The sequence below is a fragment of the Rhodospirillaceae bacterium genome (assembly GCA_002728255.1).
In the GTDB taxonomy this organism is placed as follows: domain Bacteria; phylum Pseudomonadota; class Alphaproteobacteria; order UBA7887; family UBA7887.
Map to the genome: position 1 here is coordinate 1 of PBWV01000018.1, position 21,523 is coordinate 21,523.

Genomic DNA, 21,523 nt, shown 5'->3' on the forward strand with positions numbered 1-21,523 from the left:
CAGCATAGTTTGGGGTGATTGGCAGATAATCCGAAATAGCAGATGACCGAACGATAAGCTTTCCAATATCTTCTGGCATCATAAATGCTACGGGCGCCTTCACGGATGATATAACCTTTAGTCGTTCATTCAGACGGGAGTGCGTATCTTTCTTTTTTTCATCAGTCATAGTCTGATCTCCTTCATGCCCTGCCGTAGTCTCAGGTATCTGCCATCGGACTTTCAACAGCTACCAGCTGAATCCCTTGCCCACACAAATGAATTTGGCAGTTTCTCCTTTGGCGGTTTAGCCCTGTATATCCTTCCTATAACTGGTACCTTTTTGGATGAGAGATCCTGAAGTATTCATCCAACGTGGGTCTATTATAAGGGGCTACCAGTGAGTCTCCTATAGCCATACAGAGGCACTTGGTTGGAGTGTAAAAAAATATCTATTTAGTTCAGATGGTTATGATAACGAGGGAAAAGAAAGGTGCTTTGGAGGTGCCCATACAAAGTTATGGCTCTGTAAGGTGCTCTGAGGCGTCTTAAACAGCATTCTGAGGGCATATTTAGGAACGATAGGCAACGGTGATAGAGCCTAATGTTTAGCTCAATATAGGCCAGTCCCTATTATCTATATGCAACCTCGATGGTGTTTTTGTGGTGGGGTAGGGAGCTACTTCCGGGTCATGACTTCAGTTTAGAATTGGGACTCCTGAATGAAGTGTTCAGGACAATCTCAGGACACTTGTGTGGAGAACTGGCAAATATGGATAGTTATCTCGCCAGATTCATAAATTTTTGGTATTATTCATCAGGAGGTTCAATTCTAGGTTTTCAAACGAAAACGTTGATGGTAACACTCATTTATCTTTGTCGGGGTGTAGCGCAGGCTGGTAGCGCATCTGCTTTGGGAGCAGAGGGTCGGCGGTTCGAATCCGTCCACCCCGACCATTTTCCCTCACCAGGCCGTTGCCCTGCATAGTTGCATGTACTTTCGTGATACTAAGTGGAGCTACAGAGGAGTATGAAGGGATATGCTCCGTACCCTGGTTCTAATTGTACTGTTTTTGTTGTCGGTCCATGTGCCAGTGGTCTTAAATGCAAAGGACGAGAAGGATTGTCTCCTATGCCATAGCGAGATTGACGAAATCTCCGTATTGCACAGGAAATACTTAAGCAAAAACACACATGCGGGGGACTATCGTGACTGTGCCCAATGTCATAGTGACTTCAATGGTGTCTTCACATTACATAGAAAATATATAGGCTTGGATTAGATCTGAGTGTATTGACAGTGATCCACTTGCACTTAGACTGGTTGTATTAGTGCATTTCCATTGGTGATGGTGCAACTACCTAGCACAGACTTGCTTCTTGGTGACACCATTCTCTATGTCATATTTGATGTAACCAAATGAAATGCTCCACTCTGTGTGTCTGAATATGAATTGGTGTGCAACAAAATGCCCCATTTGGAAATAATACTTATTGGTATTTGCTCATGCATTATTTTTGACCTATGGCAACGCGTCCTGCAGACGCTCACATCTATTCCACCTTCTAATTGGGCACTCGTTGGTCGCTGGTTCATCGGCCTGGCATCTCGTGGTCGGTTAATAGCAAGTCAACTTTCCGAGCAGCCAACGGAAAAACATGAAACACTAGTCGGCTGGATGGTTCACTATGGGGTAGGTGTTTTCTACGCTTATGTTTTTGCGGTGCTGGTTCAGTTTGAACTTGTAAAACCAACCATAATTGATGGGCTTTTATTTGGTATAGCAAGTGTGATTGTGCCGTGGCTGTTTTTCATGCCAGCATTGGGTATCGGCATATTGGCAAATAAGGCCCCTAACCCACGGGTTGAATGTGCGTTGGCCTTGATGATGCACTCAATATTTGGATTATCTCTGGGTGTCGGCTTTTCTTTTTGGGCAGCATAACTTTAAGAAAAATTTAATATCTTTCTTGAAATAACCGCTCTCTCAATGTGGTGATGACTTTGCGGGAGTTACAATAAGTCCTTCAAGATCCTACCGCTGACTCTGATAGCACAGGATGTATATCAGTATCCTTAATGGCACACCCAATAATCAGTAATAACACTGCAACCATAACTACAAAGGATTTCACTTAAAGGTCCATATTAAATTTCCATCAAGCTGTATTTTTCCCATAAAATTATAATGCCGCATGGAAAGTAGGGTAATATAGCCTTATTCTGGGCTTTCTCAGGCTTCTGCTATACTTAACTTAATCGAGTCCATAAAGGATGAAATGAGAGCTACACTAACCATATTTTTTCTGATTTTTTTGCCCACAGCTGCTATGGGTGCAAATCTTAATGGGAAAGGGGTGCTTTGTTCCAATATTAGCCAAGGTTTCTTTTTTGAATATCCAAAGACTGTCCGGATATATCGTATTTATGGAATGGAAGTATGGGATTGGGAACAGAGTTCATATAATGAAGTGGGGAAGCACCGAATAGAATGGCATTACGATGGAGATTTGTACCATTTAGATGAGTTGACATTAATCCTAAACGGAATGAATGTTTCTTGTGAATTTGTAAATTCAAAATTGGACTTAAAAAAGGGCTTAAGCCCCATGTCGTTTTTTGAAAATTTAGAACAGGACTTGGGTAACTAGGTGGTAGAGAGGGGGTTGCTTCCCAAATTTCATAGTTAAATCCTTCGCCCTGAGACTGCGTTGAAAAAGAAGGCTGGGTCGTTTAACAAGAGGTGTCTTTTGCTTCTAAATACTAGTCAATCTTTCCCTCAGGTTTGACTCATCTGTTTTGGGGACAAATGGGGTTGCCGTTTTGAGCTCCTTCACCGGGAGCACTTCTTGGCGGGTAGGTCGTCTGTTATAAGCGTTGTCTGACTAATTTCTTGGGTATTGTCGAAGACACATTACATTGACCTGATGGCCAGCATAGTTGTGGTGAAAGCTACACTCCCATATGCCTTCCCAGCCTATCAGATGTGTTGCCCCTTCCTGCAGTTCTACTGATGAAGTGCAGAATTTCCACTGCATTTCATCAATGCTTTTGCATCGGGTATCTAAAATGGCACCATATTTCATTATTGACTCAGCTTCTTCCCCTACGATTGTCCATTGCTCGGTCCTCAACATGCTAGGGAAAGAAAGAGTTAGCATGGTGAGAATAAGCAGTGGGACTTGGGTCATTACAATATCCTGCCACTTCGTTGTGGGAGTTTGTCGGAATTGAGTACGATAATTCCTAACTCTCAAATATTTAAGGAAAAAATAAAATTCTCTAATTTAATTATAGCATCCTTCGCATCAGGGTCTTCCGGGGAGTTCTCCACGAAGGTGTGTGGCTGCGCTGCGTATTTGTGCACCTCAATCTGGCCACCTGCTTCGAGATAGGCCTTTGCAAATATGTCAGCACGGAAGTGGTCCACATTTGCATCTGCTTCGCCTTGTATTATAGCCATGGGAGGCATATGGGTAGCTTTACCCCCTTTTATTGTCATATAAGGGTTTCCTATTATCATGTCAGATGGATTCGCAAAGTATAAGTGGTGGGCTTCAATCAGTTGATCTATCTTTTTCTCTTTTGCCATCTTGTAGCGAGCGTGGGGATCTAGAATTGGCCAGCACGCAATAAAAAAATCTAAAGTGGCATCTACGTTGGCTAGTTGTTTGTCAGGAATAACATAGAGTGGATTAGTGGGTTGGGTTGCGACAATCCCCAGTTGTTGCGCTCCACTCGAAGAGCCCAAGCCTCCTATTAACTTTGTCTCTATATTGAGATTATCAAGGTTTTTCTTAAACCATCTAACTGCGTAGTTGACGTCGCGCACAGGATCAGGGAATTGAGCTTCCGAGGACAGGCGGAATTCTATCGCAAATACTCCTATGCCATTTTCAGCAAAGGAGTGATGGATAGTTTTATTATTGAAGCGGTCACCGCTTGCCCAAGCACCTCCATGTACGTCAATAACGAAGGGTACGGGGCCATTCGCATGGGGACGATACACTGTTGCCATAAGCGCAGTGTCCCGTACCATGCGATATAAGATGTCTTCCTTGCAAAATTTAGCCATCTACTTTCTTATATTGTCATTTCGAAACTGAATCTAGATCTACTGTATAGATAGCTTTTTCTTTTTTGTTGATAGAGTGAGAAATTTTGGTTTTTTGATGTCATGCCTAATGTATTGTGTGAGTATAATATCTGTTTGGTGCACTGAAGGGGACGGCAACCAGTCTGGATTCGTGATCTATTCTGAAAGAGGTTGTTAAATGCCGTTAGTGGGTGTGTGTCGTTGTTTGTTTTGTGACGGAGGTATATATGAATTTGGGAAAGAGAATGTTTGCCGTTGTCATGGGTTTAACTTTGCTTGCCTTTCCAAGGCAGGTGACTGCTGAGTTGGGAAAGCATGGGATCTATTCGGGGCAAATCGGTTTTGTTACGGTGTCATCGGATGTAATGAAGCTCTCTGAGGATCATACCTTTATCGTAGGAAAGTATAGCGGAACTTCTATCAATTCCGCTGGAAGTGGGTTCTTACACAATGTGGCTTGGGTCTGCAGTGGCACCACAGAAATCTTGAAAGAACAAAGTCGGGGTATTGGCTACTGTACGGTGACCGATCAGGATGGAGACAAAATATCTGGAAAATGGACATGTGTAGACGGCTCCTGTGACCAATATTTTAATACTGGTGGCACTGGCAAGTATCATGGTTTGAAATCACATAACAAATTTGACCTTGTATTCATTGGTACGACTGGCCATTTTGTTTCAGAATTTCGATATGGAGAGTATGTTATATCGGAATAGACCTTAGTTATTAAATATTGCTATGTAGAGGGCAAGTATAGTTTCAAACGATTTTTTGAATATTAGGAGGGTTCATTGGCCAAAGGTTATATGATTAGTGCCCATAGGTCCGAAGCTGATCCAGAGAAGCGAGCAGCTTACTTAAAACTTGCAGGAGCTGCGTTGGAGTCAGCTGGCGGAAAATTTCTTGCTAAAGCTGGTAGGGTGGAAGCTAGGGAAAATGGCATTGCTGGCCGGACTGTTTTAATCGAATTCGAGAGCTATGAGGCTGCAGTTGCGGCTTATGACAGTGAAGGCTATCAAGACGCATTGCGTGCATTGGACGGGGGTGCCGACAGAGATATCAGATTATTTGAAGGTGTGGACTAGGTCTGATTGCTGTTACTCTATGCGCATAGAGCAATGGAATCCCTGATGTCCAAATAGTTATAGAGATTCGCTTGGCCTCCTTATTTTGGGGTTATTTGGAGATTTTTTTCTGCCTCCGGAGAAGCACAAGTTCCAGGTATTCAGAATCCATAGGCTCACATTGCCATACCTTTTCTTTGATGTTGTTTAATCCAAATTCCAGTCTCAGGGTGTCTAGCATTAGGCTGTAGCTGCCCCAAAAAACACTAGATGCTAATGTATGATATCTGGCTTCCCTTAAACGTCCTAAGCGTTGTGGAGTGTCTATTGTCACCCAAGGTCCAAGAACGGTTTGTTCATAGAACAAAAGATAGTAAGGCCTGGAAAAATACAGATCGTCACGCTTGCACACCAACCCGTTTAAGTCGGTAGCCTCCAGGTGCTCCTCTGCCATAGCTGATGCGGGAAAAAGGCTAATCCAGAAGATAATTTTGGCTGTTATTATTATTAATTCCTTAGGGATTGGCTCTCGCCTCTATTTTCCGTGATGAGATATTTAATATAAATTTATTTCTGGCCATTTTTTTCCAACCGATAACGAAAATCACAAAATTTTGCGCCCTTCATTATAGTTTGACTCCTTTGAAGCTGAAGTTGTGGGTTGAAACCTCCACAAAAGTGCTTATCCCTGCCACATGAAAGAACTGACCCAAGTTCTGGAATGTCTAATTTTTTATACATCCGAGCATATTGGCAATCAGTAATATTGAAATCAAAACTAGTTTCTGTGATTTTCAAAACGTCCATTTCAAGTGCTTCGTCGGCAGTCCATAACTCATAGAGTTTAACAAATGCCGCAATGTCGTTTTCCTTCGGGTCGGTCGAAGCGGCTGTTGCACCTTGGGTTACAGCATCGCGTCTAATGGCGTTTTTGAGAATAGAAAGGGCTGCTTCTTTTCCAAACTGTGTCACCATTTCTTCAAAAATTGGCCTTATGACACGAGCTTCAATCTCTCGTCTCTTTATAATTGGAAGTTGTGATTCCATATATTTTCCTTTCTAGACCAGGTGCTGAGTACTACGAGGTTAGCCTCAAAATTAGCTTTCTTCGGCAATACAGTGTTATCTGTTGGAGCATTATGATAGATAGCTAGTTAAAGAGACACAGTTTTCTGAAACTTCCAGAAGAGATAAATTGAATACGAAGGAGCTTTCATGGCAGATGTCCACATATACAGGCCCAGCAAGACTGCCACCCAGTCCGGTTTGGCTAGGACCCGTGCCTGGGTTCTGAAGTTTGAGCCAGTATTTGGAAGATCTACAGAGCCCTTAATGGGTTGGACGAGCTCACGTGATACCCTGCAGCAGGTAACGCTAAAGTTTGGGACTGCGAATGAAGCAGTTGCATTTGCGAAAAATAACGGGCTAACTTTTCGTCTTTCTATGCCTGAGGTGAGAAGCCGGAAATTAAAGTCCTATGCAAATAACTTCCGGTATAGAAAGAGTCGTTGACCCCATTATTTGTTATTGTTCGGGTTGTTTATCATTTGAATGCCTATCTCTCCCCATGGTGTAAAAATCCTCATTTGGCCTCATTCCAGCAAAGTTGGCCATTCTGTTAGATAGCGCGAAGAAAGCAGCTATGCTAGCGATATCCCAGGCGTCTTCTTCAGAGAAACCATGCACTTCTAACTGTTGGAGATCATTATCTGAAATTTCAGAGGAATTCTCAGAAACCTTGATCGCAAACTCCAACATTGCCATTTGCCTGGTTGATATATCAGCTTTCCGGAAGTTTATGGCTAATTGATCTGAAAGTAGGGGGTTCTTTGATCGTATACGGAGAATAGCTCCATGAGCAATGACACAATATTGGCAATTATTTCTGCCGGAGGTTGCTACTACAACCATTTCTTTTTCTGCCGGTGTTAGACCAGAGGCGCCTTCCATCAATGCCTCATGATAGTCGAGGAAGGCGCTAAGTTCTTTAGGGCGGTGAGCTAGGGCAAGAAAGACGTTGGGAATAAATCCTGCTTTCTCGCGGACTTCCGCTATTTTATTTTGTAGCTTCGCAGGTAGGGAAGCTATTTCCGGAATCGGGTAGCGGCTAATTTTTCTGCTTGTAGTCATATGAAAGCGGGTCCTTTTAAGCCAAAATTTGAAGTCTGGCAGCCAACTGATATGATTTGGCACCACTGTGTTTGTATATGTGAACTACTTATTCGACATTAAGGTAACAGTCCTGTGGAATTATAGGGGTCAATTTAGGGGTTAATCTACAGTTGTTTAAGATAGTCCCTAATGTCAGGTTTTTGCGGTCTACAGGGTGGTGTACAATTTATTCGCGATATTTGTTGCTTTTAAGAAAAAGGATCAGTTTATAGAACAATCTAGAGAAGCGAGTTTTCAGGAATCTGAGAGGTCACTGTAGGATAAAACAGAGTATTTCCGATTTGATATTTTGCAGAACTCAGAGAACACACATATTTTTCATCTTAAGCAAGTGTATCAGGATAAGGTTGTGTTTGAGAAGCATCAAAAAACCAAGCATTGTAACAAGCTTTTTGCATCTGTTGGACCTTGGCTTGATTGTTTGGCGACATCATCGGTCATGAGCGCGGTTTCCCTTTCTGATGAAGTGTGGAAGCTGAAGAAAAATGCTCTTTTGTATACGGCCCAATAGTTTTCATCGGATTGTTTATTAGTTGGATTCCATTTTGATGGAGATAGTTCGAAGTAGTGGGAACACAGTGGTGAAACTAAAGCTATATTGGGCAGTATTGTTATTTGTCGCGGCCCTCGTCGGGGCTGGCTACTTTTTTTCAGGCTCATTCGGAGAACGGCGGGCGGCCATTGAAGGCGGCTTTGCATCCGTTGAGGAAATGATGATCACGCATAGGTTGGGCCTTAGTTCCAGGGCGGAATATCTTGCCTATTTAGAATCGTATCAGGCAAGAGAACGAAGAGGGCGAGAAATTAAAGCTGAGATGAACGAGAAGGAGCGTATTAAGAAGAAAGGCCTTTTGGAAGAAATGGAAGCTTTGGAGTATCGAGTTCAGAGCCTCCCACCTATAATTCTGGCGCCCGCCTTAGGCGAGGTCCACGCGGAATCCGCAGCAAATGAGCAATTTCAACTGGCTTGCCAAACAGCAAAAGAAATAGACCGAGCGGCCATAACCCGTGGGGCTGAGATAGATTTATTTGGACCTCGGAACATTAATGAAATGGTGAGAAGTGATCCAGATTCATTTGCTACTGAGGAGATCCCTAACCCGGTTCGATGGGATGACTTGTCTGGCACGTGCAAGGCATGGTTCACAGTGGATGGGGTATATAATGGTGTGCGACACCAAGGGTACTACTATGGAATTGTGTATTCTTTCCAACGGGATGATCGGAGAGGTGTAGTTGTAATGCGTTTTGACCAAAGAGAAAAATTTGTTAATTCTCTCGAGTAATGCGTAAGAAAATTCATAAAATCTGTTTGTAATTAGATCTGTTAGTAGTCCCTAAGAGAATAAACTTCATAGAACTTCTTTCTAAACGTAATGGGTGTGAGAACGGGACAAAGGGTTGTGATGTTAGGGAAATTTATCAGCGATGAATGTCTTCAGGCGAAATTGTATCCGATAATAGTCTTACTATTGTATTCTACTCTTTCTATATCAGTAGCCAGCTCTCCCTTACCACAGGTGGGGAAAGATGGGCTGGAGGGGGTGGGGATAGAGTGTGTGGTCAGTGAAATAAAATACGAGAGAGACTCGATCCCCAAGTATTTTGTTTTTGAAGGCGGCGAGGTATATCGCTTGTCGGCAACCAAGGGGATCCCGGCATATATCGAGAAATTTTCGCATGGTCAGTATTTTGAGAGCGATGAACAGGTCAGATGGTACCCCTATATTTTGGACCGAGAAACCCTACGGCTTAGTAAGTTGCGCCCTTCCTACCATAGTCGCGAACACAATTGTGTTCTCATGGACCTCGAGAGTATTGAGGTAATTCTTCAGAAAAAAATTGACGAGTTTGATGGGAAATGAGAAGTCTTGTTGAAAGAGCGCCCTTAGCTCAGCTGGATAGAGCACCAGACTTCTAATCTGGGGGTCCCAGGTTCGAATCCTGGAGGGCGCGCCACTGTTTGGGTGGATATATTGATGATGGTTGGAGAATAAGATAGCTGCCATTATGTCAAGAATGTTAAAAGTTTCTCACTTGATAGTTGGGCTGATAGGCGGGGCCCTGCTTTTGAGCGAAGAAGGTCGTGCGGCGGAAGCACCGCCGTTTAGGGCTTGGTGGCCCATAGTGAACCAGGAGGTGGAAGCGGGTGGAAGGGGGTTTCACGCGTTTGATTCTGACGGGAACAAAGATGGGGAGCAAAAGTAGAAAAGGGGATTTGGCGTAGGGTTTACAGATTGGTTGTTCCTTGAGCTTGAAGCAATATACGTTGGGAAGCCTGGCCAAAACCTGGATTTGAGCGGGTATGAACTAGGTTCCCGAATCGAATTGACAGAGACTAAAACCTTCAATGAGGCTCCTAACTTGGTTGATGTTGGACTCTTATTGGGAATCTCTGTACCAGACAACGGGGTCGATCCATATGAAATAGAATCGGGTTTGTTGCTGTATAAGCGTGCGGGTCCCTGGCGTATGACGGGAAATCTCTTGTTCGAGAAAGAATTTGGTAACTCCAATTCGGGCGATGTTGAAATGGGATATGCTGGTCAAGTCCGTTATCGCCTAACTCCCAGCATTCAACCTGGTGTGGAACTATTTGGGCGATTTGGTGTTCTAGGAGATTTTTCACTGGGCCAGGAACAACAAAAGGTGGGGCCTGGAGTATTCGGATTTATGGAGATCGTAGAGGATATCTCGCTAAAATACGAGTTTTCTTGGTTGTTTGGCTACACTAGTCCGACCCCCAAGCATTCGCTAAAATGGTTGTTCGAATTTGAGTATAGGTATTAAGATTATTACAATTTTAGTGATCCCACTGGTTCTAAGTAATCGTGATCCCAAGAATCTTGGCTGGGAAGAAAGTGCAGTGGGAGATTGCGGTTGAGCACCTAAGTTCGATGCCGACCGAACTGTGATGGAATTGGTGAAATGAAGCTATATCACTATACCCAAGAAATATATTTAGAGAAAATTATGGAGGACGGATTTTTAAGAGCAGAAGAAATAGATTCCGTCATCCCAAATGTTGTCTGGCTTACTTCGGAGAAATTTGTGCCTAATATATGCCGTCCACAAGACCATTCGGTAAGCCCCCCTCGATTTTCAGATGTAAAATTTCACAGGTTTGTATTTGATTCGCGGGACTCTTCAATAAGACGATGGGCCTTTTTTAGAAGAAAAATCAAGGGCGCGCGGGAAGAAATAGATGCGCTCGAGGGAAAGGCGCTGGAGATGAAAGATAATCCAAAAAAGTGGTATGTGGCGGAAGTGCCCCTCAAGGTTTCTGCCCACGAAAGCGCTCAGACGGATCCCGACTATAATTTTTTTGTGGAGGGAAGTGGAGCCATAAACTTTTTTGCGCCGTAGCCATTAAGATGTAGGAGGGCATGGAGAGGTTTTGATAGTTATTCCACCCAGTTTTTCTCGGCGCCAATTTTCTATAGCGAAAATCTTGTAACCAATCTTCCATATTTAAGAACCTCTCCATTGACTAACATAAGTAGCTTTTGGGAGAGAACTACAAAAAGTATTGAATAATTTTCGATCCATAATATTTGGGGTGACTTTCTATGAGAATAATATGGGAACGATTATGGTGAAGCGGTAGACATCATCACTTGTTTGTGATGCACTATCTTGAGGTTTAGTGTGTCAATTCGATGAGGTGTGAGACGCATGGTGGTTCCAAAAATTTTTATGCTAGTCTTTTTGGGTCTTTTACTTCTAATATTGATGGTGATCACTGTGCAACTTCATGTGGAGTACAGCGAGGTCAATAAACTGGAGTCTCGTTTAACATCGGAAATTAGACACCCTCAGCATATTACACATTCAAGGTACTTAATTCGTACTAATAAAATAACTAATTACAAATGTATTGTTAAAATTGAAGGGCTTCCTAAGGCGGCCCATTCGGAAATGGGTATGGCTCCATGTAGTGAAGTAAAATGGTGGAAGTTTTATAAATAAATCAATGTGTTGTATCTGATCATCATTTTTTGTATTGCGCTGCGTCAATTATTTTGAGAATTCGGAGCGTCTCATTATTCAGGTCGGTTAGATTGGTTATGCAGACCAATTTATCCGCAGCGGAAATTTGCTTAGAAATGAAAATGTATTGCTCCATTGCTACGGGCATATGAGATATATAAACCGCCACATCGGGTTTTCGAGGACATGTTGGTGCGATGTACCATTTTTCATCAGCATGTGCTGCATTATTAGTTATGTATACATATTGGCCTTCAGATCCGGCATAATCTGAAACATATATAGCGAGGTCAATTTCGTTAGTGTGTGCAGTAGTTGTAAGTAATATAATTACTAACGGCATTGCGGAGTATGGGAAAATCAGGCTCAAAAGGAGTTGAGTTTTTGTTGTTTCTTGTCCCATATTATTAATTTTGGTTGGCTTTGAAATGTGCTCTGCCTATTGATGCAGTCCTCTCTCCTTCTTCATCGGCTGCAGAAATGATAGTTATACCGTCGTCGATTTTATCCACTACTGTATCGGGAGATGCATGCTCAAGAAAGTGGATATTGTTGGCGCGGCAAGCATCGAAAACACGTTGTCTAGCTGTCAGAAGCGCGGCCGGCAGTGGATCTGGNATGTCGGTATAGCCAAAAGACATGCTCATATCCCCTGGTCCCCATTCTGCAAAGGAAATCCCTGGAANAGCTAAGGTAGATTCAACATTTGCTAGGGCAGTTTGGTTCTCAATTTTGACGCCCAATAGAAGTTCCCCATTAGGATTTAGGGGCCAAGGATCAGCCACTTTTACATAATCGGTGGGAGAAAGCCCCCATATTGGGGCTGCTGAGTACTGTCCGGCTGAACCTCTTCGGCCTTTTAATAGGACGTTCCCCACGCGGGATGTATGGATTGGGTATCTGGCGCATTCTACAAATGCCTGTACGGATTCGGCATTTTCAGCATGGCACAAAATTAGCCCATGTATGCCCCGCGCCAAAAGTTGTGTGATCTGCCAGGCATTGGCCATAATGTTGGCGCGACTGCTGCCGGTTACAGGCAACTCAGCAATTACAGTTGGAGTGGTATGCCCACTTCCAGTGGGGCCGCCGTCTTTGAGGCCCCTCATATAGGAATCTAGGCCGTTCCCGTCTAAGACCCCGTGTTCCATGCCAATATTAATATAATCTGCCCATGTGTTGCTATCTTTCATGCCAGCCTCGTAGCTGAGGTGGTGGCTGATATGGTCCCCCGTATAGTAAATAGGTTGCTGTAGGCTCAGCTTTTCTATCGCCCGGTTAATCCTGCGAGCCATAGTCTATCCTCCTATTGTCTAAAGTGCTACGGGGATGCTGCCTCAAAATTTAGTTAGCCTGAGTCTTCAGGAGGGTCTATCTTGTACAATGGGGGATTGAAAGTCTATCCACTTCATCGGACTTTGGCAGTGATTCTCGTAATACCGTCCGTAATCCAGCTTTGGATATGGGTAATAAAGAAGCGAACCCCTAGGTCATGAAAGTGCTGTATATTTGCTTCTGTGACTAGGGTTCCTGCAGTTTTTCCCGAGCGAACAATTTGGGTTAAAGCATCATCTATTGTGCTTTGTACATTTGGGTGGTCGGCAACCCCTATGTGGCCCATCGAGGCCGCCAAATCGCTTGGTGCGACGCAAAAGACGTCTATGTGGTCAACCGAGAGTATTTGGGAGAGATTGTTGATGGCGATGATGTCTTCAACTAGCACGATCAGAAGTGTTTCGTCGTTGGCTTTGACATAATAATCTTCAACACCATAGGATTGCCTTCCTGGATACATCCCGCGTTCCCCAATAGGGGGGAATTTTCCTGCTTTTATTACATCTCGTGCCTCTTTTTCTGTATTAACATGAGGAACACAGATGCCTTGCGAACCGCGATCAAGGGTCCGATATATCAATCCTGCTTGATTTTGATGGACCCTGGTGATCGATGTTTTTCCCCAGATATCGCAGGCTCTTGTAAGTTCACCGAGTTCGCTAAAGTCAACTCCTCCGTGTTCGCCTTCCAACCAGACGCCGTCATGATTTCCCGGTCCGCATTTTTCTATGGCATCGGAGCTATCAAGCCCCATCAAAACAACAGCACTTTCCCCAGAATTTAGTTTCTGTTTCACTTGGTTTTTGCGTAAATCTACCATTTTTTTCTGTGCCTTCTATTGTACTTTTCAGCTATAAATTTATTCTAATCATTGATAAGATGAAAACCTTGACTATAGGAAATGGTATTTGTTAGCAGAACTATATCATTTTCTTTGTGGCATTTACCGCTATAGATTGATATTGAGGTAGGTTAGAATCCGAGACTGAGTGGGAGAAGGAGTTAGCATGTCTGAGGAACAAAATACTACTGATTACGGCCTGGTATGGGTGACATTAGCAACGATTGGTTTCATGATTGTCGCCGGATTTCTGTTAACTACAGCGATTAACGCATAAAGTTCCCAGTGGAATCGATGCTGGTGTCTAATCAATCCTATATTTCTTTATAAAGGCGGGATTAGGATCCAGGCCCAGGCCTGGGTCATCTGGGACTCGTACCATTCCCTGGGTGGGTTGTAGTGCGTTGTCGTACATGTCTGCGTCAAGAGTTACATAAAATCTTTCTATGGGCTGGGTGCCATGAGACGCCGCTAATATATGTAGAGTTGCCAAGAAACCTGGACCAAAATATGGGGAGTGTGGCTGTAAATTGATGTTTTGTAATTCAGCCAGAGTAGAAATTTTCTTCATTTCTGTTATGCCTCCAACTTTTGTAACACTAGGTTGAGCATAGTCCACCGCCCCAACCTTAAACATCTGCGAAAATTGCCACGCCGTACAGGAATTTTCACCGGCTGCGATGGGTATACCATGCAAGTGACGGAGTTCGCACAGTGCCTCAAAATTTTCTGGCGGCCAAATCGGTTCCTCTAGCCAGTGCAAGTTGCAGGAGGCGAGTTTTTTGGCCATTTCANTCGCTTCGTGTGGCGACCAACTGCAGTTAACGTCAAGTGTGATTGGAACCTCTTTCCCTGCTGCAGCACGGGCAGCTACAACGGGCNCTACAGTATTTTCGTGCAATTTAATCAATTCATATCCCTGATTTAATGCTTCCGCGGTGAGCCGGGCACACACATCTGGATCATCGTACTTTAGNAGACTTGCATATGCAGGCACTTCGTGGCGTCCCAGTCCTCCGAGTAATTGATATAGGGGGACCCCTGCCGTTTTCCCAGCAATGTCCCAGAGCGCGATATCCAATCCGCTGAGAGCAAACATAGTTACTCCATACCGGCCCAAGATATGATTTTTAACGGCTAGTTCCTTCATGAGTGTTTCAATTTTTAGTGGGTCACGTCCAATAGCTAGCGGTCCGATCAAGGTGTCGATAGCAGTTTTTGTGGTATGAATAGCGTTGAAGCCGAAGGCCTCCCCATATCCAGTAATGCCCTCATCTGTGTCCACTTTAATGAGGAGGTGTCCAAGTTCGTGCCCATCTCCAGCTATGAAATTGGTTGAATTTCCACCCTGTGTAAAAGGAATAGGAATGGGTATAGCTTCAATGTTAATAATTTTCATGGACTTATTCCTTAATTTCTTTTCAGACCGTAGCTAAATATACGCATTCTCTGCATCGCCGGTTTGTAGACCGCCCACAGCTTGCGCTGTACCTGTGAGTTCTACGGTTGTAATATTGACTCGCTTGGGCGCATCTAGGGCATGTATAATTGTATTGCTGATGTCTTCAGGCTCAAGTGTCTCGAAACGAGCAAGCAACTCCTTGCTTATTTTATCCCCAAACGCAGTCTTAAAGAAATTCGTGTTAACTCGGCCTGGACAAATTTCAGTGACCCGTATGCCGGTTCCGAGTAGCTCGATACGTAGGTTTTGGCAAAGCATATGAATCGCACCTTTGGTTGCGCCGTAAACAGATTGTTTTATTGGATGCAGTCCTGAAATCGAACCAATCATAACAATGTGTCCCAATTTTTGCGATACCATGTTTGGAGCAATGGTGCGTACAAGGTGGAGCGATGCCGAGACATTGGTTTGGATCATGTCATATATTGCTGCTGTATCAGCTGAATGCAGGGGCCCTTCGCTNCGACCGTGGCCAGCATTATTAACTAGGATATCTACTTTCAATCCGGTTAGTTTGGCATCAATTTCGGATCTATCTCGAAGATCTAGTGCAATAGGGATGCAGCCAGTCTCGTCTTGGAGATTTTTTAGCAAGTCATGGCGTCGTGCTAGGGCGTAAGTCTTAATATTAGCATTGCTAAGTTCCTTAACTACGGCGCGGCCTATGCCGCTAGATGCGCCAGTTACTAAAGCACTCTTAAAGTCGCTTAGAGGCATGGAATGGTTCCTTCCTAGCTGCTCGGTGTGTCATGTTGATATAACCTACGGCTAGCTTGAAGACTGGGATTGGGCTGCCGCGCGGAGTTTGGTGATGGTTGTTTTGGTAGTTATCNGCTCGGGGTCTGTAATTAGTTCTATCAGGGAGGCCTTGTTTGAACCTAACGCCCGCGTTAGAGCTGGCTCAAATTCCTCATTCTTAGTAACCCGCTCGCCATGAGCGCCATAGGCTAATGCTACGCTTTTAAAGTCAGGGTTCGAGAGTCCGGTACCAATTACCCGTCCTGGATAATACTTCTCTTGATGCATTCTTATGGTGCCATACATATGGTTGTTGAAAAGTATAATCAGAGGTTTGGAGTCATGCTGCAAAGCAGTAGCAAGTTCTTGTCCNGTCATCATGAAACCACCATCACCTACGAAGCTCACGACTTGTTGGCTGGGGCGTGCGATTTGTGCTGCCACGCCCGCTGGAACGCTGTATCCCATGGCACCGGCAGTTGGTCCTAACTCCGTTTGGGGGTGCTTAAACCGCCAAAAGCGGTGCGCCCACCCACTGAAGTTACCGGCATCGACTGTTACAATGGTGTTGCTAGGCAATTTTTGTTGGAGAAGATTTACTACAAAAGCTGGGTCCAATGGCCCTTCTACGGCGTCGGGTTCCAACGTTTTCAAGTAGTCGTTTCGGGCATCCTTGGCCCAGTCTTTCCATGGGATCTTCTCTACACCTGGCATCGCGCTTGCCTCAAAGGAAAAGGAATCCATCCCCGATAGGACTGCTATCTCTGGCTGAAATACTTTGCCAAACTCAATTGCCTCAGGGTACACATGGATCATACTGGTGTCTGGGACCGGCGTATTAATCACTGAGTAGCCCTGGGTGGTAATTTCTCCCATTCGGGCTCCCACAACTAAGAGCAAATCTGCACTCTTGATTCTCCGAGATAGGGCAGGGTCAACCCCCGTACTAAGGTCACCAATATAAAACTCATTATGATTGTCGAACAAATCCTGTCTCCGAAAGGAGACAGCAGTGGGGAGTTTGTTTTTCACAGCAAATTTTTCAATATTTTTGCAGGCTTCTGGTGACCATCCACCACCACCCAGAATCATAATTGGCCGAGATGATTTTTCGAGTGCTTTCCGAACATCTACCAGTTGCGCCGGGCCGGTTTGCGGCCTTACTGCGGTGGCCTTTAGCCCATCATTTACAATGCATTTTTCTGTTAGCATGTCTTCTGGAAGGGCGACGATAACTGGTCCTGGCCGTCCAGAGAGGGCAGTTCTGAAAGCATGGTGTACAATTTCGGGAATTCGACACGGGTCTTCTATCTGCACAGCTAGCTTTGTCATTGGTGGTGCAAACATTTTTGAGAAGTCTATCTCTTGGAAGGCCTCTCTTCCAGACATATTGCGAGCAACCTGTCCTACAAAGAGCACCAATGGGGTGGAATCCTGCATAGCCGTGTGGATGGCAATGGAAGCATTGCATGCCCCGGGTCCTCTGGTGACAAAACAGACTCCCGGTTTTCCGGTAACCTTACCGAATGCTTCGGCCATAAAGGTCGCCCCACCTTCTTGTCTGCAAGTGATTAGTTTAATCTGGTTTCGAGCGCCATATAGTGCGTCGAGCGCTGCAAGATAGCTTTCGCCTGGCACGGCAAATATAGAATCCACTTCGTTTATTAAAAGTTGATCAATTAGTATTTGGCCGCCTGTGCGCTCATTAGTTACTTGCTGCATGTAGCTTTCCTTAGTNTCCGAGATTAGCGAAATAATTTATATTTTATGTTATCTCTCAAGTGTTTTCAGGATCATTGGTCAAACCTATCTATGGCAACGCTTTTTACTAGTGCAAAAATCGATTTTCCTTCTTTTAAGGATAGGGATTCGCAGGCATGTTTTGTGATTTGCGCATGGATTATAGAAGAGGTGGCAGTTTGTATGGCTATGCTTACGGTTGCTTGCTCAACCTCCTGAATGCTCGCGATACTTCCTGGTATCACATTTAGGATACTTAAATTTTTCGGTTTTTCAGTAGCTATAGAAATATCCGTGGCATTTAATCTGAGGCGAAGTTTTGTCCCTTTGGGGAGGTCACTGCGCGGGAGAAGAAATAAGCCAGCAGGGGTCTTTACTTCATTTAATCCTGATTTCCCTTGAGTGCCAATAGCCTCACCTTGGAGTATGGTTACCAAATTTTCCCTGCTAACTATTTCGTGAAATTGGGCGTGGTCTGTTAAATGCTCCACTGGCTTAAGTCCGTTTATTGCACCTTTGATTACTAGTCCAGCTTCGTCTGCAAGGCGTATTACTTCATCAAGATCATGGCTGACATAAATAATGGGTAAATTGAAATGGCGATTAATCTTCTCGATAAATGGCAAAATGTCTAGTTTACGTTGGAGATCTAGNCCGGCCATGGGTTCATCCATTAAAAGTATTGAGGGTGAACTGAGAAGTGCACGTCCCAGAGCTACTCGCTTTTGTTCACCGCCAGACAGGTTGTATGGTCGTCTTTCTAACAGTGCTTGTAAGTCTAGGAGGTCAATAATCTCGCTTTCTTCTAGCTGACGACTTTTTTTGTTTGCTAGTTTTTTCCCATAAAATAAATTTCTTTGAACACTCATGTGCGGGAAGAGTCGATTGTCTTGAAAAACGTANCCGACACGTCGTTTTTCTGGGGGTAGGTTGATCCGATGAGAGGAGTCAAAGAAGGTTTCTTGATCAATTTTTATAAGTCCTGTTTGGGGAGTTAACAGGCCAGCAATCATNTTAATAATTGTGCTTTTCCCAGAACCAGATCTGCCTAATAGGGCTGTTATGTGTCCAGACTGGCTGCTAAAATTTGCCCGCATCTGTAATGTGCCAATTTCCCCTGCGATATTGACTTCAAGCATTTAAGAATTCCTTGTATGCCGGGTTGNCCGGCGCGCCAGTGCTTCAGATACAAAGAGTGCAACAAATGCTAAGGTAATGGATATAATAGTAATTCTTATAGCCATCTGATCTCCGTCTGGGGCCTGGGTAAAGGTGTATAGAGCGAGGGGTAGTGTTCTTGTCTCCCCTGGTATGTTAGATACAAAAGTTATGGTTGCTCCAAATTCACCCAGGCTTCTTGCGAAGGCAAGAATTATGCCCGTTGCAATGCCTGGNGCAATTAGAGGTAAGGTGATCGTCGTGAAAACTCTGGTTGGTCCAGCCCTTAGGGTTCGGGCGGCTAATTCCAGCCTCTGGTCTACATTTTCTAAGGACAGCCGGATAGACCGAACCATTAAAGGAAAACCCATTACAGCTGATGCTATAGCTGCACCTTNCCATTTGAAAGATAGGGTTAAACCAAAGGAGTNGTACAGCCAGCTTCCAAGTACACCTCCCTTTCCTAGGAGCAANAACAGGAGATAGCCGATTACCACTGGTGGGACTACCAATGGGAGNTGGACGATGCCATCTAGAAGAGATTTNCCTATAAATTGGCGTCGCGCTAGTAACCACGAACAGAAAAGGGCAAGAGGAAAGCTAATCCATACGCTGCAGAATGCTACCTTCAAACTTAAAGTTATNGCGGACCATTCTTGTTGAGTTAGTTCAAGCATTGGGGTTCACGGACGTTCAAAACCATACTTTTCAAAGGTCTGGAGTGCGGCCTCCCCTATTAGATGGTCAAAAAAAGTACGGGCGATTGCTGCGTCGGGATGGGCTATCATAGCTACCGTGTAATATATTGGATTGTGCAAATCCGGGCTAAAAATATCTACTATATANACATCGTCGCTTGCCGCGGCGTCGGTCTTGTAGACGACGCCTAGTTCTGCCTCTCGTAATTCGACAAGCCTCAGTGCCGCGCGAACGTCCTTGGTGGGAGCTAATTTGTGCTTTATATCGTTCCAACATCCCAGTGCCTCGAAGGCTTGTTTGGCATAAATTCCAGCAGGCACCGAGTGGCTGTCTCCTATTGCCAGTCGTCCCTCGCCTAGGGCTTCTGCAATCGGGAANCCAGGATGAATTTCTAGCTGACTGAGATGCTNCTTATTGGCAATTAGCGCTAGTTGGTTGGTAAGTATGTCTTTAGTCAAATTGGAGTCCAGAAATTTTTTGTTTATCAATCGGTTGGTCCAGGGCCGGCTGGCTGAAATAAAGATATGAGCAGGAAGGCCATTTTCGATTTGACGGCTTAGCCCCCCTGTCCCTCCATAAGACACGCGAATAGCTCTATGGTTAGTACCGAGCTTGTCTCTCGCTTCTATTATTTCTTCTAGTGCTGAAGAGAGGCTGGCTGCCGCCNAAACAATTATTTCCTCGGCACTTATCTGTTTGGAAGACGCAAAAGGCCAAGCCGTGAAGGTAATAAGAGCAAAAAGGAACGCGCGCACTTAGATCAACCTCGCAATGTAAGTATGCGCTTCATAGCTCAAGTATCTGCTTATACACTTCCAGAAGAGCGATCCTTTTGCTCTGCATTCGAACGGGTCCTTAAGATCAGCTATATATGACCGTATATAGCGCTGTTTGTCAAGACGGGGACTTTAATTGCTGGGTAGGTTATTGTCTGACATCAAAAAACTAAATTTCTCGATATCCTGTAGCGTCGCTGCAATTGCCTTCTGCTCCATGACTTCATAGCTATCTATTACTGTTTGGCCAAATTCTGTTATTGTCGCGCCCCCTCCACCCTTTCCTCCNGGGGAAGCCGCAACAACAGGGCTGCGAAAGCATCGATTCATTGTGTCTACCAGNAGCCAAGCGCGGCGATACGACATGTTCATTTGTCGGGCTGCACCAGATATCGACCCATTAGTGGAGATGGCTTTGAGTAAATTGAGCTTGCCAGGTCCCATAGCAATTTCTTGTCCAAAAAGAATTCGGAGCCGTAATTGTTTGTCATCCGTCATCACAGTTTCCTCAGAATCTCGGTGACAGTATACCTAAGTTGTTAGGACATAGTTATCATTCTTGAAAGAATATATCATGCACTACGTGGTCTCCCACGAAAATGCCCAATTCTTTGGCGATGCCAGCATTGAGCTCAATTACGCTTAATGCTGGCTTATTGCCAGGGATAGGGTCAACAGACATTGGCACGGTTGCATGCTCTATTTGGAGAATTTTACCAGTCTTATCGACGAACAACATATCCAGTGAGATCAATGTATTCTTCATCCACATAGAGATTAATTTTTCTGCTCCAAAGTCAAAGAGCATGCCTTGATTAGGGGCTAGGTGCTGGCGAAACATTAGCCCAACTTGTCGTTGAGCTTCAGTGGCGGCTACATCTACCGTAAATTTGTGGGTACCTGAATCCGAGATTACTAATATTTCAGATTGTGAGAAACTTACTTCGGAGAGTGCGTCGGTGACGCTAAAGCTGTATAAAAATGTATACAAGAAAAACAATTTTGTACCATATTTAGCCATGTCTTTAGTCTCGCACTATTCTTTGCTTGGTAGATTGACCTAATATCCAGAAGCACTTTCTAGCCTGCGCAGCCCGTCTTCTAGATCTTTTTGCAGGTCCTCTGGGTCCTCAAGGCCCGCATGAATGCGGAGAGTAGGGTGGGAGGGGTCCCAATTAGTAGCGGTTCGTTGGCCAGAAGGGTTTGTTGGAATGATGAGNCTCTCGTATCCGCCCCAGCTATAGCCCATCTTAAAGAGTTCCATGTGATCTAACATTGCAGCAATTGCGTGTTTATTAGTCGGTTGCAGAACAACTCCAAATAGTCCGCTAGATCCTCGAAAATCCCTCTGCCATATTGAGTGGCCAAAATTAGATGGCAGACCTGGGTGGAGCACTTTTTTTACAATAGGTTGCCTTTCAAGCCACATTGCCAGTTCCAGGCCAGTTGACATATGTCGGTCCAGGCGC

General features: G+C 44.4%; 29 protein-coding genes and 2 tRNA genes. 14 read left to right on the forward strand and 17 right to left on the reverse strand.

The annotated features are described in order from the left end of the window. Positions 1–859: 859 nt before the first annotated feature. The 3 genes from CMM32_04305 (at position 860) to CMM32_04315 (ending at position 2,631) form a co-directional block, all read left to right on the forward strand. Positions 860–936, forward strand: a tRNA-Pro gene (locus CMM32_04305). 512 nt (positions 937–1,448) lie between these two features. Further along, positions 1,449–1,925, forward strand: coding sequence for a hypothetical protein (locus tag CMM32_04310; protein ID MBT06123.1), 477 nt, complete (start codon positions 1,449–1,451; stop codon positions 1,923–1,925). A gap of 334 nt (positions 1,926–2,259) precedes the next feature. Then, entirely contained in the window at positions 2,260–2,631 is a 372-nt protein-coding gene (locus CMM32_04315) for a hypothetical protein (protein ID MBT06124.1), read from the forward strand. Positions 2,632–2,865: 234 nt separating this feature from the next. Here the strand turns inward: CMM32_04315 and CMM32_04320 are convergent, their stop codons facing one another. Together CMM32_04320 and CMM32_04325 are read right to left on the reverse strand one after the other, a co-directional pair. After that, complete coding sequence (locus tag CMM32_04320) at positions 2,866–3,171, reverse strand: hypothetical protein (GenBank protein ID MBT06125.1); 306 nt, start codon at positions 3,169–3,171, stop codon at positions 2,866–2,868. A gap of 62 nt (positions 3,172–3,233) precedes the next feature. Beyond that, positions 3,234–4,055, reverse strand: a complete 822-nt coding sequence (locus CMM32_04325) for a hypothetical protein (GenBank protein MBT06126.1) — start codon at positions 4,053–4,055, stop codon at positions 3,234–3,236. Positions 4,056–4,303: 248 nt separating this feature from the next. On the opposite strand from CMM32_04325, the gene CMM32_04330 reads away from it, so the two are divergent. Continuing rightward, entirely contained in the window at positions 4,304–4,795 is a 492-nt protein-coding gene (locus CMM32_04330; protein ID MBT06127.1) for a hypothetical protein, read from the forward strand. A 75-nt stretch (positions 4,796–4,870) separates the two neighbouring features. After that, positions 4,871–5,164 (forward strand): hypothetical protein, encoded by a 294-nt coding sequence (locus CMM32_04335; GenBank protein ID MBT06128.1) that lies wholly within the window; start codon positions 4,871–4,873, stop codon positions 5,162–5,164. Between the two features lie 91 nt (positions 5,165–5,255). Here CMM32_04335 and CMM32_04340 read toward each other — a convergent pair whose 3' ends face one another. Next, positions 5,256–5,597: a hypothetical protein gene (locus CMM32_04340; protein ID MBT06129.1), complete on the reverse strand. Its 342-nt coding sequence runs from the start codon at positions 5,595–5,597 to the stop codon at positions 5,256–5,258. A 113-nt stretch (positions 5,598–5,710) separates the two neighbouring features. Further along, positions 5,711–6,190 carry a 2-amino-thiazoline-4-carboxylic acid hydrolase gene (locus CMM32_04345; protein ID MBT06130.1) on the reverse strand — a complete coding sequence of 160 codons (480 nt, stop codon included), beginning with the start codon at positions 6,188–6,190 and terminating at the stop codon, positions 5,711–5,713. Positions 6,191–6,358: 168 nt separating this feature from the next. Here CMM32_04345 and CMM32_04350 point away from each other — a divergent pair, with 168 nt between their 5' ends. Then, complete coding sequence (locus CMM32_04350; GenBank protein MBT06131.1) at positions 6,359–6,655, forward strand: ETC complex I subunit; 297 nt, start codon at positions 6,359–6,361, stop codon at positions 6,653–6,655. A 12-nt stretch (positions 6,656–6,667) separates the two neighbouring features. Here the strand turns inward: CMM32_04350 and CMM32_04355 are convergent, their stop codons facing one another. Continuing rightward, complete coding sequence (locus tag CMM32_04355; GenBank protein ID MBT06132.1) at positions 6,668–7,273, reverse strand: alkylhydroperoxidase; 606 nt, start codon at positions 7,271–7,273, stop codon at positions 6,668–6,670. A 331-nt stretch (positions 7,274–7,604) separates the two neighbouring features. On the opposite strand from CMM32_04355, the gene CMM32_04360 reads away from it, so the two are divergent. The 8 genes from CMM32_04360 to CMM32_04395 all read left to right on the forward strand — a co-directional run bounded on the left by CMM32_04360 (position 7,605) and on the right by CMM32_04395 (position 11,284). Next, positions 7,605–7,826, forward strand: coding sequence for a hypothetical protein (locus CMM32_04360; protein MBT06133.1), 222 nt, complete (start codon positions 7,605–7,607; stop codon positions 7,824–7,826). Between the two features lie 37 nt (positions 7,827–7,863). Continuing rightward, on the forward strand, positions 7,864–8,601 hold the full coding sequence (locus CMM32_04365; protein MBT06134.1) for a hypothetical protein: 738 nt from the start codon (positions 7,864–7,866) through the stop codon (positions 8,599–8,601). Positions 8,602–8,691: 90 nt separating this feature from the next. Beyond that, positions 8,692–9,180, forward strand: a complete 489-nt coding sequence (locus CMM32_04370; protein ID MBT06135.1) for a hypothetical protein — start codon at positions 8,692–8,694, stop codon at positions 9,178–9,180. 17 nt (positions 9,181–9,197) lie between these two features. Then, a tRNA-Arg gene (locus CMM32_04375) sits at positions 9,198–9,274 on the forward strand. Positions 9,275–9,334: 60 nt separating this feature from the next. Then, positions 9,335–9,523 (forward strand): hypothetical protein, encoded by a 189-nt coding sequence (locus CMM32_04380; protein MBT06136.1) that lies wholly within the window; start codon positions 9,335–9,337, stop codon positions 9,521–9,523. Positions 9,524–9,556: 33 nt separating this feature from the next. After that, positions 9,557–10,105, forward strand: coding sequence for a hypothetical protein (locus tag CMM32_04385; GenBank protein MBT06137.1), 549 nt, complete (start codon positions 9,557–9,559; stop codon positions 10,103–10,105). A 138-nt stretch (positions 10,106–10,243) separates the two neighbouring features. Continuing rightward, a complete protein-coding gene (locus CMM32_04390; GenBank protein ID MBT06138.1) occupies positions 10,244–10,681 on the forward strand; it encodes a hypothetical protein in 438 nt (145 codons plus the stop codon). A gap of 309 nt (positions 10,682–10,990) precedes the next feature. Further along, positions 10,991–11,284 (forward strand): hypothetical protein, encoded by a 294-nt coding sequence (locus CMM32_04395; GenBank protein MBT06139.1) that lies wholly within the window; start codon positions 10,991–10,993, stop codon positions 11,282–11,284. 22 nt (positions 11,285–11,306) lie between these two features. Here CMM32_04395 and CMM32_04400 read toward each other — a convergent pair whose 3' ends face one another. The 12 genes from CMM32_04400 to CMM32_04455 all read right to left on the reverse strand — a co-directional run bounded on the left by CMM32_04400 (position 11,307) and on the right by CMM32_04455 (position 21,507). Next, complete coding sequence (locus CMM32_04400; protein MBT06140.1) at positions 11,307–11,708, reverse strand: hypothetical protein; 402 nt, start codon at positions 11,706–11,708, stop codon at positions 11,307–11,309. A gap of 4 nt (positions 11,709–11,712) precedes the next feature. Continuing rightward, positions 11,713–12,600 (reverse strand): hypothetical protein, encoded by an 888-nt coding sequence (locus CMM32_04405; GenBank protein MBT06141.1) that lies wholly within the window; start codon positions 12,598–12,600, stop codon positions 11,713–11,715. Positions 12,601–12,713: 113 nt separating this feature from the next. Next, positions 12,714–13,460, reverse strand: a complete 747-nt coding sequence (locus CMM32_04410; protein ID MBT06142.1) for a hypothetical protein — start codon at positions 13,458–13,460, stop codon at positions 12,714–12,716. A 325-nt stretch (positions 13,461–13,785) separates the two neighbouring features. After that, on the reverse strand, positions 13,786–14,880 hold the full coding sequence (locus CMM32_04415) for a hypothetical protein (GenBank protein MBT06143.1): 1,095 nt from the start codon (positions 14,878–14,880) through the stop codon (positions 13,786–13,788). A gap of 33 nt (positions 14,881–14,913) precedes the next feature. Further along, positions 14,914–15,660, reverse strand: a complete 747-nt coding sequence (locus CMM32_04420) for an oxidoreductase (GenBank protein MBT06144.1) — start codon at positions 15,658–15,660, stop codon at positions 14,914–14,916. Between the two features lie 51 nt (positions 15,661–15,711). Continuing rightward, positions 15,712–17,403: a thiamine pyrophosphate-binding protein gene (locus CMM32_04425; GenBank protein MBT06145.1), complete on the reverse strand. Its 1,692-nt coding sequence runs from the start codon at positions 17,401–17,403 to the stop codon at positions 15,712–15,714. Between the two features lie 71 nt (positions 17,404–17,474). Then, positions 17,475–18,560 carry a molybdenum ABC transporter ATP-binding protein gene (modC, locus tag CMM32_04430; GenBank protein MBT06146.1) on the reverse strand — a complete coding sequence of 362 codons (1,086 nt, stop codon included), beginning with the start codon at positions 18,558–18,560 and terminating at the stop codon, positions 17,475–17,477. Beyond that, a complete protein-coding gene (modB, locus tag CMM32_04435; protein MBT06147.1) occupies positions 18,561–19,256 on the reverse strand; it encodes a molybdate ABC transporter permease subunit in 696 nt (231 codons plus the stop codon). A gap of 6 nt (positions 19,257–19,262) precedes the next feature. Beyond that, positions 19,263–20,033 (reverse strand): molybdate ABC transporter substrate-binding protein, encoded by a 771-nt coding sequence (gene modA / locus CMM32_04440; protein MBT06148.1) that lies wholly within the window; start codon positions 20,031–20,033, stop codon positions 19,263–19,265. Between the two features lie 153 nt (positions 20,034–20,186). Next, a complete protein-coding gene (locus CMM32_04445; GenBank protein MBT06149.1) occupies positions 20,187–20,552 on the reverse strand; it encodes a LysR family transcriptional regulator in 366 nt (121 codons plus the stop codon). A 55-nt stretch (positions 20,553–20,607) separates the two neighbouring features. Then, a complete protein-coding gene (locus tag CMM32_04450) occupies positions 20,608–21,075 on the reverse strand; it encodes a hypothetical protein (GenBank protein ID MBT06150.1) in 468 nt (155 codons plus the stop codon). A gap of 39 nt (positions 21,076–21,114) precedes the next feature. Next, the gene (locus CMM32_04455) at positions 21,115–21,507 is read right to left on the reverse strand and encodes a hypothetical protein (GenBank protein ID MBT06151.1); all 393 of its coding nucleotides are present in this window, start codon (positions 21,505–21,507) and stop codon (positions 21,115–21,117) included. Positions 21,508–21,523: the final 16 nt, after the last annotated feature.